The sequence below is a fragment of the Paraglaciecola sp. genome, from assembly GCF_039943935.1.
Lineage (GTDB): Bacteria > Pseudomonadota > Gammaproteobacteria > Enterobacterales > Alteromonadaceae > Paraglaciecola.
The window spans coordinates 77069-89576 of the sequence record NZ_JBDUZQ010000020.1 but is presented as its reverse complement, the minus strand read 5'-3'; the positions used below and the strand labels follow the sequence as shown (position 1 = coordinate 89576).

Annotated in this window: 10 protein-coding genes; 6 read left to right on the top strand and 4 right to left on the bottom strand. The window is 40.0% G+C overall.

Annotated features, from left to right (window positions below):
• Positions 1–123: 123 nt before the first annotated feature.
• The 6 genes from ABJD71_RS10860 (at position 124) to ABJD71_RS10835 (ending at position 7816) form a co-directional block, all read left to right on the top strand.
• Entirely contained in the window at positions 124–1041 is a 918-nt protein-coding gene (locus ABJD71_RS10860; RefSeq protein ID WP_348168742.1) for a haloalkane dehalogenase, read from the top strand.
• A 15-nt stretch (positions 1042–1056) separates the two neighbouring features.
• Positions 1057–1815: an SDR family oxidoreductase gene (locus ABJD71_RS10855; RefSeq protein WP_348168739.1), complete on the top strand. Its 759-nt coding sequence runs from the start codon at positions 1057–1059 to the stop codon at positions 1813–1815.
• Between the two features lie 60 nt (positions 1816–1875).
• Positions 1876–3519, top strand: a complete 1644-nt coding sequence (locus ABJD71_RS10850) for a long-chain-fatty-acid--CoA ligase (protein ID WP_348168736.1) — start codon at positions 1876–1878, stop codon at positions 3517–3519.
• 185 nt (positions 3520–3704) lie between these two features.
• Positions 3705–6281 carry a M1 family metallopeptidase gene (locus ABJD71_RS10845; RefSeq protein ID WP_348168733.1) on the top strand — a complete coding sequence of 859 codons (2577 nt, stop codon included), beginning with the start codon at positions 3705–3707 and terminating at the stop codon, positions 6279–6281.
• 106 nt (positions 6282–6387) lie between these two features.
• A complete protein-coding gene (locus ABJD71_RS10840) occupies positions 6388–7080 on the top strand; it encodes an aspartate/glutamate racemase family protein (RefSeq protein ID WP_348168730.1) in 693 nt (230 codons plus the stop codon).
• Between the two features lie 274 nt (positions 7081–7354).
• Positions 7355–7816: an Hsp20 family protein gene (locus ABJD71_RS10835; protein ID WP_348168727.1), complete on the top strand. Its 462-nt coding sequence runs from the start codon at positions 7355–7357 to the stop codon at positions 7814–7816.
• A 269-nt stretch (positions 7817–8085) separates the two neighbouring features.
• Here the strand turns inward: ABJD71_RS10835 and adk are convergent, their stop codons facing one another.
• The 4 genes from adk to ABJD71_RS10815 form a co-directional block, all read right to left on the bottom strand.
• Positions 8086–8730 carry an adenylate kinase gene (adk, locus tag ABJD71_RS10830; protein ID WP_348168724.1) on the bottom strand — a complete coding sequence of 215 codons (645 nt, stop codon included), beginning with the start codon at positions 8728–8730 and terminating at the stop codon, positions 8086–8088.
• A 190-nt stretch (positions 8731–8920) separates the two neighbouring features.
• The gene (gene htpG / locus ABJD71_RS10825; RefSeq protein ID WP_348168721.1) at positions 8921–10861 is read right to left on the bottom strand and encodes a molecular chaperone HtpG; all 1941 of its coding nucleotides are present in this window, start codon (positions 10859–10861) and stop codon (positions 8921–8923) included.
• A gap of 700 nt (positions 10862–11561) precedes the next feature.
• A complete protein-coding gene (gene recR / locus ABJD71_RS10820; RefSeq protein ID WP_348168718.1) occupies positions 11562–12161 on the bottom strand; it encodes a recombination mediator RecR in 600 nt (199 codons plus the stop codon).
• Positions 12162–12171: 10 nt separating this feature from the next.
• Entirely contained in the window at positions 12172–12498 is a 327-nt protein-coding gene (locus ABJD71_RS10815) for a YbaB/EbfC family nucleoid-associated protein (RefSeq protein WP_348168715.1), read from the bottom strand.
• Positions 12499–12508: the final 10 nt, after the last annotated feature.

Below are 12508 nucleotides of genomic sequence, written 5' to 3'. Positions count from 1 at the left end.
AAACGCCATATATTCACTAAATCAATAACATTTCATCACTTTGCACTAGTTGACTTTATAGCTTGCTTTTGATTCTCTATCATAACAATTTGCTTACAAAAAATTCACACCTCGGAGTTGAACGTGCATTTTAAAACCACGCCAAGCAAAAGTTTTAAGAACATTATTGATTATCAATATCAAGCTAACTATTTGAGTGTTGAGGATACTGAGAGCGGTTCTTTAAACCTTCACTATGTTGACGATGGTCCTAAAAATGGTGAGGTAGTCTTAATGTTACATGGCGAGCCTAGCTGGAGTTATTTATATAGAAAAATGATAGGACCTCTAGCTTCTAAAGGTTACAGGGTGATTGCGCCAGATTTGATTGGATTCGGAAAATCAGATAAACCTACTCAAAGAGAAGACTACACCTATCAACGTCACCTTGACTGGACTCGTCAGATATTGGTGCAGCTAGAACTCAATAATATCACCTTAGTTTGCCAAGATTGGGGAGGTTTATTAGGTTTACGTTTAGTGGCTGAACACCCGAAATTGTTCGCTAGAGTCTTAGCTGCAAATACTATGCTGCCAACAGGCGACAACCCACCCAGTGAAGCGTTTTTAAGCTGGCAAAAATTTTCACAAGAAGTAGATGTCTTTCCAGTATCGGGGATCATTAAGGGGGCCACAATCAATGAGTTAAGCGAAGATGTGCTAGCAGCATATGATGCTCCTTTTCCTGACGAATCATATAAAGCAGGCGTTAGGCAGTTTCCATTATTAGTACCGACGAGTCCCGATGATCCCCAAAGCGCCAATAACCGCTTAGCATGGCAAAGTTTACAAGCATTCAACAATCCTTTTATAACCGCTTTCAGTGACTCTGATCCTGTTACAGCAGGTGGAGACAAAATAATTCAGAAACTCATTCCAGGTTGTGCCGGACAAAACCACACTACTATTAAAAACGGTGGTCATTTTTTACAAGAAGACCAAGGAGAAACACTCGCCAAAGTACTTTTAGAATTCATGTCTTCTAACCCAATAACTCAGTAGTACAGGACGATAAAAATGGACGAATTATTAGATTTCAGCGGCAAAGTAGCCGCAATTACCGGAGCCGGAAGTGGCTTTGGGCGTTTATTAACACAGGGTTTGGCAAGTAGGAATTGTAAGCTAGTGATAAGCGATATTAACCAACAAAGTCTAGATGAAACACTCGATTTAGTAGATAACAAAGATAATGTAGTCACCATTCTTTGCGATGTCGCTAAAGAGCATGAATGTAAAGCCATAGTCGATACTGCAATCGACAAATTTGGTCGACTGGATATTGGTGTGAATAACGCCGGTATTGCACACGAAATGACACCTTTACATTTACTGTCAGAAGACACCATGGATAGCCAATTTAACGTCAATGTGAAAGGCGTTCTTTACGGCATGAAATACCAAATTGCTGCCATGCTCCCCCAAGGTGAAGGCCACATTTTAAACTTAAGCTCGATGGCTGGCATAGGGGGAGCGCCTAAAGGTGGAGCCTACGCCGCAGCCAAACATGCAGTTGCAGGACTCACTCGAACTGCAGCAGTTGAGTACGCCCGAAAAGGCATTCGTTGTAACGCTATCTGTCCATTTTACAGCCCAACCGCAATATTGGGTCATTTGGCATCTACAGAAGGACAGGCGCAACTCGCCCGGGGAACCCCCATTAAACGCCTCGCTGATCCGCAAGAAATAGTTAATGCCATGTTGTTGGTGCTATCACCCGGCAACTCTTACATGACAGGACAAACAATTGCGATTGATGGTGGTGTGTCTGCTTGGTAGACACACAAACTAAACAAAATATAACGGATAAAAAATTCAAATTATTTACAAGGAGCCCTTATGAAAGCCTTAATGATGAACTCCCAACTGATGATATCTTCTATCCTCAGACATGCTGATAGAAACTTTCCTGAAACAGAAATAGTATCAGTCACCGCAGATAACCCTAGGCACAGACATACCTACAAAGACTTTGCTAACCGTAGCCGCCAACTGGCCAATGCATTAATCAAAATAGGTGCAAAATTCGGAGACCACATTGGCACTCTAGCATGGAATGATTATCGCCATTTAGAGCTATACTATGCAGTATCGGGTTGTGGCATGGTCTGCCATACCATCAACCCCAAGCTATTTCCGGAGCAAGTTAATTATATTATCAATCACGCTGAGGACCGCTTTATATTTGTTGATCTATTAGTTGTACCTTTACTTGAAGCACTGCAAGCACACTTGCCCAAGGTTGAGGGATATATTGTGTTAACGGATGAAGCCCATATGCCAGATACGTCCTTGAAAGATGTGATGTGTTACGAAACATTATTAAGTGAAGAGTCCTCAGAATTTGAATGGCCCGAGTTCGATGAAAACACAGCCAGTGCCATGTGTTATACCTCAGGAACAACAGGCAACCCCAAAGGTGTGGTTTATAGTCACCGCTCAACACTTTTACACGCATGGGGTGGAAGCATGCCCGATGCAGTCGCAGCATCTTATAAAGAAACCACGCTTCCTATTGTTCCGATGTTTCACGTTAATGCTTGGGGGGCACCTTATGCATCTCTAATGGCAGGCTCAAAAATGGTGATGCCAGGACCTAAAATGGCCGATGGAGAAACACTGCAGAATTTAATCGAATCAGAAAAAGTCAGTTTTAGTTCAGGCGTTCCTACGATTTGGTTAGGATTACTCGATTATCTTCAAAAAACAGGCAAAAGCATTTCATCATTAAAGCGTGTTAGCGTGGGTGGTGCGGCCTGTCCTCGTACGGTTATTGAACGCTTCAAACATGCCCACAAAGTTGAAGTTATTCAAGGTTGGGGAATGACAGAAACCAGCCCACTTGGCTCCATATTTTGTCGTAAATCAGGGATGGAAGACCTGTCAGAAGAAGAAATCATCGACATTCAATGTATGCAGGGCAGAGGCGTATTTGGACTTGAGATGCGTATAGTAGACGAAAACAACAACGAACTCCCATGGGATGGCGTGGCCTTTGGTGCACTTAAAGTAAGAGGTCCATGGGTATCTAGTGGCTATTATGGCATGTCCCAAGAGCCCGGAAGCCAAGGCTGCCCTGTAGATGAAAAGGGATGGTTTGATACTGGAGATGTGGCCACTATTAACCCACAGGGTTATATGCAAATCACTGATCGTACCAAAGATGTCATAAAATCAGGGGGAGAATGGGTCAGCTCAATTGAAATTGAGAATGCAGCGGTCAGCCATCCAGCCATTGCAGAAGCCGCTGCTATAGGCCGCTATCATCCAAAATGGACCGAACGCCCTTTGTTAATTGCAGTGAAAAAAGCAGGCGAACAAGTAACGACCGAAGAAGTAAAAAGCTTTTTAAAAGATAAATTACACAAATGGTCTATGCCTGATGACGTTGTCTTTATGGATGAACTTCCGCATACCGCAACCGGCAAGCTCAACAAACTATCTTTGCGTAAAACCTTAGAAAGTTATGAGTTTCCTAATTAAAAACCAATAATGTTTAAGGGGTACATGTTGGACACTTAGGTGCCCTTTTTTTGCTTTTGATTTTTTTACCCAATCTACAACACACTTTTTTACGTTTTTATATTTGCAATTTATAACGATTTATCTAAGGTGCAGCGACTGATTTAAATCAGCATTTACTACAAAAATATATTCAGGGAAATATTATGATATGTAAACCCTTTGGTTTATGGCTTTTACTGCTGGCTACCACAGCAGTTGATGCCTTTGCACAAGATACACAATACAGATTATCTAAGTATATCAACCCAAGCTTTCAGCAAATCACGTTGAACATCGATCCGGACCAAGCAACATTTAGTGGTGAAACCACCATTACCATAGATGTCATCAGGCAGACTGACACCATTGGGTTTTATCAAAAAGCTCTAAAGATTCAAAAGGCTGAGTTGATTGATAAAGATACGCGGATTCCATTGAACGTCTCCTCACATGAGTATGATATACAACAAGGTAAAGCACAGCACACTATCCCAGCCAATCGCTACAAATTACATATAGTATTCAGCGGTTCCGTTAATAACACATCAGATGGTTTATATTTATCAAAATTTGAAGGGTTAAATTACATTTTTACCCAATTTGAAGACATGTACGCCAGACAAGCTTTTCCTAGTTTTGATGAACCAGGATTTAAAATTCCTTACCAAATGACCATCATATCACCAGAAAAACATACGGTGTTATCTAACACTCCTGTCCAAACCCGTCAGGTAAAGGATGGTTGGCAAACTGTAGCGTTTAAAAAAACCAAACCTATGCCGACTTATTTAATCGCGCTGGCTGTGGGTGAGCTCGACTCATATGATATTCCAAACCTTCACGTGCCAGGCAAAATCTACACCCCTAAAGGTCAAGCATCACGCACTAAATTTGCAGCAAAACACACTGCAAGGATTTTGGCGAACCTGGAAAACTATTTTGGGTTTCCATATCCCTATGAAAAACTTGATTTTGTAGCGGTTCCCAATTTTACGTATGGCGCGATGGAAAACGTAGGCCTAGTCACCTACCGCAGTAGTCTTTTGCTACTAGAAGATGAACCTCGTGTTGCTGAGCAGCGCAGTACCCTTAATGTTATTGCCCACGAGCTTGCCCATATGTGGTATGGCAACCTAGTAACTATGGCTTGGTGGGACGATCTTTGGTTAAACGAAGCGTTTGCATCATGGATGGCCAGTAAAGTGATGATGGATTTATACCCAGAGCAAAACTTTAAAGGTAGCTTAGTACAAGAACGAGCATTTGGAGCAGACTCTAGCCCCACGGTAAAACCTGTAAAAAAAGTGGTTAAAAGTCAAAGCGATGTTATGGATGGTCTCGGGCTAAACTACAGTAAGGGTGAGTCTATTCTGCAACTAATTGAATCTATGGTGGGCCAAGAGTCGTTCCAAAAGGGCGTACAAACCTACATGAAAAACAACAAATGGCGCAATGCTGAAGCTGGAGACCTCTGGGAAGTTTTATCTACGGTAGCTGACTTCGATGTGCCTGCTATGATGAAAACCTACCTTGAACAACCTAGCTACCCCTTAGTTTCGTTTTTAACTAACGGCGAGATTAGTCAGAGCCGTTATCACCTATCAGGAGCTGAGGTAAAAGAGCAAACTTGGATTGTTCCTCTGTCTATTAGCTACAAGAAAAACGGTAAAATCGCTCGTACAAACTTATTTTTAAACTCAGCTAAAACCAAAGTTAACGAATTGTCAGAAGCCGATTGGATTTTCCCGAATGACAACGCCATGGGATACATGCGCTGGAAGGTATCACCACAACAACTTAATGCTTTGTTAGAAGATATATCAGCACTGAACGCTAGAGAAAAAAAATCACTTCTGTATAACACAGAAGCTTTATTCGCCGCAGGTGAAGCAGACTTAACCCTGATGATGGCTGTACTTAATACATTAATTGCCGATGAAGATCCTATGATTGGCAGCGCGGTTGTCTCAACGTTAAATCAATTCTTATACTTAGTAGACAAGAACAATGAAGATTTATTTGCAAACTTTGTCACTGAACAGCTTACTCCTTGGTTCGAACGTCTAGGCACAAATGACCAACCTCAAGACTCTACTGACACGACTCGTTTACGTGGTGCTGTATACGGAGTGCTAAGTCGATATTCAGATACTCAAAGCATGATCGCAATAAACAAAACATTAGCAGAAGAATACATGTCAGACCCTACAAGTGTGCCAAGAAATATCGCTACTAAGGCACTTGCCGCTATGGCCAGACATAGTCAAGGTGACTGGTTTCAAAAGATGAAAGATCTGTATATCAACAATACCGACGCATTAGTCAGAGGGACCTTAGCCAATGCAATGATCTTTAGCGATGATGAACATATCAAAAGAACACTAGACTTTGCTCTCTCTGAATATGTAACACCAGCGAATACCATTACAGTTGTCAGCCGCGCTATCAGCGACTTAGAAAACAAAAATATGTTTTATCAGTGGTTAGACAAACACTTTAATGCCCTAACCCAAAAAATGCCAGCCTATCATGTCGCGCATTTTCCGGAATACTTATCAACGAGTTGCAATAAAAAAGATATTGAGGCGGCAAAACATTTTTATGCCGACAAAAAAGACCACTTTGAGGGAATGGCTAGAAGTTACGAGATTACCTTATCTAAGTCGAGTCAATGTGTTGCTTTAAAAGAAGCGAACCAAGATAGCTTTAATAAGTATTTAAGTGAGGCTGTTGCTCACTAAACTGAGCCAACTCTCTCCTTTAAAAAACTGGTAACTATTTACCAGTTTTTTTTTGATCTAAATCACGCTATCGTACTTCGTAAATGTCTAAAGCTTTGGAAATGAAGTGAAAACTATAGGCTTAATTGGTGGCATGAGCTGGGAGTCAACATCGAGTTATTATCAAAAGATTAACCAAGCAATAAAACAGCGTTTGGGTGGATTACACTCAGCTAAAGTAATCCTAGTCAGTGTCGACTTCGCTGAAATTGAATCCCTGCAACACAGTGGTGATTGGCAAAAAACGGCAGAAATACTTGCCGATGCCGCTCGCTCATTAGAGGCCGCAGGAGCAGACTTTTTTCTTATTTGTACAAATACTATGCACAAAGTTGCCGACTATGTAACAGCATCAGTCAGTATCCCTTTGTTACATATTGCAGATGCAACAGGCCAAGAACTAACAACAGACAAAATTACCACAGTAGGTTTGTTAGGTACAAAATTCACTATGGAACAAGACTTTTACAAACAGCGCATTATCAAACATTATGACATAGATGTAATCGTTCCCTCAGATGAAGAGCAGACTGTCATCCATTCTATAATTTATCAGGAGTTATGCTTAGGAAAGGTGTCAAAGTCTTCGCGAATAGCTTACCTCGACATCATTGAAAACCTAGTTGAGAGAGGAGCCCAAGGCGTCATTTTAGGCTGCACAGAAATTGGATTATTGATTGAAAAACAGCATACTCTTACCCCCCTATACGATACAACAAGCATTCATGCATTGGCTGCAGTGAAAGAAGCCTTAAAATAAAAAATATAATTTTTTATATTTATCATGCACTTAAACATAAAGTTAAATTTTTTCACTTTATATACATTGAAAAAAATCAGCTTATCTACATATCTATTATGTCGACGCCGCAAGGGTTGACACAAAAACACAAGAGGTGTTTTTGCAGTACCAGACTTAACATTAAGTAGGTACTCCCATAGTGGGAAGGTGACATGGAAAGCTATACCAATACGCCGCCGATTTTTCGGGGCACTTAACTTTTTTATATTGCTTAATTTATGAGGATATACTTATGCGTAACATCGATCTATCTCCACTTTACCGTTCATTCATTGGTTTTGACCACTTAGCGTCTATGATTGATACGGCTTCAAGAAACGAAAAACAATCATCTTACCCTCCTTACAATATTGAATTATTAGCTGAGGATAAATACCGTATCACTATGGCTATAGCAGGTTTTGCCAAAGATGAAGTAAGTATTGAAGTTCAAGAGAATACCTTACAAGTCATTGGTACTAAAGCGCCTAAAGAAGGTGCCAACAACACCAAACCAGAAGAACGGAAATTTTTACACAAAGGCATATCAGAGCGAAGCTTTGAACGTAAATTCCAATTAGGAGACCACGTCAAAGTACTTGCTGCTGACTTAGAGCATGGCCTATTACATGTAGATTTAGAACGAGTCGTTCCTGAATCGAAGAAGCCAAGAAAAATAGAGATTGGTAGTAAGCTTATCGAAAATAACGAATAAGCCTCTCCCCTTCCCGATTTTGTGTGTAAACCATAACGGCGCCTAGTGAGCGCCGTTTTTTATTGATAGAAAAAGGATACCAAAATCACACAACACCATTGTCCAATTTACCTGACAAACTACTTATATAAAACAAGCATGTTTAAAGTAGATACATCCCTAGGAAACTGACATAAAAAACGATAATGGGTGTACATATTTTATTTTTCAAATAATAAAAAAAGCCCACAATATGTGGGCTGTAATACAAGCGTTCTTTCTGTTACGGATTAAGCTAGTAAAGTCGCTAGCTCAGCACTTACATTATCAACTGGTGCCGTACCATCTAATTTATGATACTCACAATTACCAGAATCCGCTTCTGATGTGTAATAGTCTACCAAAGGCTTAGTTTGTTCATGGTAAATACCGAGACGCTTACGTACTGTATCTTCTTGATCATCAGGTCGAATAGCTAACTCTTCACCAGTTTCATCATCTTTACCTTCAACCTTAGGAGGGTTGTATACTAAATGATATACACGACCTGAGCCTGAATGAACTCTACGACCACTCATACGCTCAACAATGACTTCATCATTCACATCGAATTCGATAACGTGATCTACTTTGATACCCGCTTCTTTCATGGCATCAGCTTGAGGAATTGTACGAGGAAAACCATCTAGTAAAAATCCATTTTCACAATCAGCCTGTGCAATACGTTCTTTTACTAAACCTATAATAAGTTCGTCAGAAACGAGCTTACCCTCATCCATAACTTTCTTCGCAGCCAAACCAAGTTCTGTACCTGCTTTAATTGCGGCTCGTAACATATCTCCAGTAGAGATTTGTGGAATGCCAAATTTTCCCATCAAAAATTGGGCTTGAGTACCCTTACCTGCACCAGGAGCACCAAGAAGAATAATACGCATGCTGTGTCCTCTGAATAATATTTGCGTTTAAAAAAGTAAAGCAGGAACTTTACACATACACCTTTAATGTTACAACAATAATACACCTTATATATAAGACAAAGGTCGTATTAGTTCTACTTTTGAGCTTTTAAAACAAAAACGAGCCCTTAGGCTCGTTTTTACAATATTAAACTCGCCTTTTAAAGGCTTATTTAGCTAAGCTTGCTAGTAGCTTGTTCAAGTTTTGCACAAAGCTTGCTGGGTCTTTTAAACTGCCCTGCTCAGACAATGCAGCTTGGTCGAAAAGTACATCGGTCCACTGTGAAAATTGCTCTTCATCTTGAACGTCTGCTAACAATTTGACTAACTGATGTTCTGGATTGATTTCAAAGTGATACTGAGCTTCAGGAACAGGCTGACCTGCAGCTTGCATTAGCTTAATCATTTGAGTGGTCATGCCTTGTTCATCAGCAACTATGCATGCAGGAGAGTCAGTTAAACGGTGTGTAAACTTAACTTCTTTAACTTTATCACCTAATACTGCTTTAACACGGTCGATTAGCCCTTCAACTTCTTTTTCGGCCTCTTCTAACGCTTTTTTACTGTCTTCATCTTCTAAGTCACCTAAATCTAATGCTCCATGAGTAATAGATTGGAATGATTTCTCATCAAATTCAGTTAAATGAGACATTAACCATTCATCAACACGATCTGCCATTAACAACACTTCGATGCCTTTCTTACGGAAGATTTCTAAATGAGGACTAGACTTTGCAGCTTGATAGTTATCTGCGGTAATGTAGTAAATTTTCTCTTGTTTGTCTTGCATACGACTAATGTAATCAGCAAGAGAAACTGTTTGAGCTTCAGAGTCTGTGTGGGTTGAAGCAAAACGCATTAAACCAGCAACTTTTTCTTTGTTTGCATGATCTTCAGCTGGCCCTTCTTTCAAGGCATTACCAAACTCAGCCCAAAACTCTTGATATTTTTCTGGGTCTTTCTTGGCAATTTTCTCAAGCATTTGTAATACACGTTTTGTACAACCTTGGCGCATTGCTTGAGTAACTTTGTTGTCTTGTAAGATTTCTCGAGATACATTTAATGGTAAATCGTTAGAATCTAGTAAACCTTTAACAAAGCGCAGATAAGTCGGTAACATCTGCTCGGCTTCATCCATGATGAATACACGTTGCACGTATAATTTAAGGCCGTGTTTTTGATCACGATTCCACATATCAAAAGGAGCTTTAGATGGAATATACAACAAGCTAGTGTATTCAGTTTTACCTTCAACCTTGTTGTGGGACCACGTTAAAGGGTCGCTAAAATCATGAGAAATATGCTTATAGAATTCTTTATATTCTTCTTCACTGACATCTGACTTATCACGTGTCCACAAAGCAGTCGCTTTGTTTACCGCCTCCCAAAAAGCTGGTACGGCTGGGATTTTTTCACCCTCTTCACCATCAGGACCTTTAGGGCCTTCACTTTCTGGTACTTCTTCTTTAAACATTTTAACTGGGATGCTGATGTGATCAGAATATTTACTGACAATTGAACGTAGCTTCCAATCGTCTAAAAATTCTTTTTCGTCTTCTTTTAGGTGTAAAGTGATCTCTGTGCCACGATCTGCTTTTTCAATATCAGCAATAGTGAATTCGCCTTCACCTGCAGATTCCCACTGTACACCATTGCTAACATCATCACCGGCTGCACGAGTGCGTACCGTTACGTTATCAGCTACGATAAAAGCAGAATAAAAGCCCACACCAAATTGGCCAATTAACTGAGAGTCTTTAGCTTCATCGCCAGATAACTTACCAAAAAATTCTTTAGTACCTGACTTAGCAATGGTACCTAAATGCTCAATGACATCAGCCTTATTCATACCAATGCCGTTATCAGCAATCGTTATTGTACCTGCGTCTTTATTAATACTTAGCTTAACGTGTAAATCACCATCACCTTCATATAGGCTATCATTTGATAGTGCTTTAAAACGTAACTTATCAGCTGCATCGGCTGCATTTGAGACAAGTTCACGCAGGAATATTTCTTTATTTGAATAAAGGGAATGGATCATCAATTGAAGTAATTGTTTTACTTCAGTTTGAAATCCATGAGTTTCTTGCTGGGCTGCTTCAGCCATAATCAAGTATCTCCTAATTTGTGGTTACTAAAATGACGAGTAATTAAATGAGGTCAGTTAATTTGTTTTCAAGGACTAATGTTATTATTTATCTCTAATTAGACAACCGCCTTACTTTAGTACACTGGTGAAACAATAAATATGGCGTATTCTTAAATTTCAATGTCTGTATGAAAATATAGAAAAGGAAGCTACGTGAAGATAGAGCTTAACGATTTACACACTTCAGTTTGGATATACGACATAGACTATCATCGCATTCTTTGGACCAATAATCCTAAGTTGGCGTTTTGGAATAGGCCTTCACTTGATGGGGTTCATCAGCGGCAATTGAAAGTCTATTGCAGTTTAAAAAAATTTTTAAACTAGGGGAAATCATTCAAGAGAAGTGGTTCTATATTCCCAAAGGTAAAGAAAATTAGGCATTCTGCAAATTCTCCGGATACAGACTTGACGACAAGCGGATGGCAATTTTGGTAGAAGCAATGCCAATAGCAATATTAAAACATTAGACTGTATAAAAAGCTCATCACATCGTTAAAAATGGAAAGTTTAATTGAAAAAATTGAAACAGAATATCAGTCAAAACTATTAGCCAAGATAGGCTTTACCATTCCACAGGGTTACTATCATGGCCGACCAAAGCCATTGGGTTATTATTTATGAGTACAAGCTATTACTTATCTAATATAGAGTCGATTTAGATGTCTCTGCGGCCTGTAAAAGCATGAGTAAGAGTGTTGCCATCAATGAACTCTAATTCACCACCTACAGGTACACCATGGGCAATTCTGCTTGCAGTAATACCTAAGGTTTTACACATTTGAGCAATATAATGAGCCGTTGCTTCACCCTCTACTGTAGGGTTGGTTGCCAAAATGACTTCTTGAATATCTTCTTCCTCAAGAATTTTTGCTAACTCTTCTAATCCGATATCTGCAGGGCCAATTCCATCAATTGGTGAAAGCCTGCCCATAAGCACAAAGTAACGCCCTTTAAACTCAAGCGTTTGCTCTATGGCAAGCACATCCTGTGGAGATTCGACTACACATATTTGCTGACTTTCTTGACGCTTGGGGTTAGCGCAAATTTCACAGAGCGTATTTTCACAAAAGGTACGACATTGCTCACAATGCTTTACATGTTCCATAGCATCATGCAATACATTGCTGAGCTTCATCGCACCTTGACGATTTCGCTCAAGTAAATGAAACGCCATACGCTGAGCGCTTTTAGGCCCCACGCCAGGAAGTACCTTAAACGCGTCGATCAACTCTTTAATTAATGGACTAAATTGCATTACAAATTCGTTAGAAAGGCATTTTCATGCCAGGAGGCATCTGCATTCCCCCCGTCACACCGGCCATTTTTTCTTTGGTGGTTTCTTGAATTCTACGGTTACTGTCATTAATAGCGGCAGCAACTAAGTCTTCAATCATTTCTTTATCGTCTTCCATCAAACTAGAATCGATTTCTACTCTGCGAACGGCATGGTTACAAGTCATAGTAATTTTTACTAACCCTGCGCCAGATTCACCGGTAACTTCTGTATTGGCAAGCTCTTCTTGACTCTTTTGCATACGCTCTTGCATTTGCTGAGCCTGCTTCATCATGTTGCCCATTCCACCTTTAAACATATTATTCTCT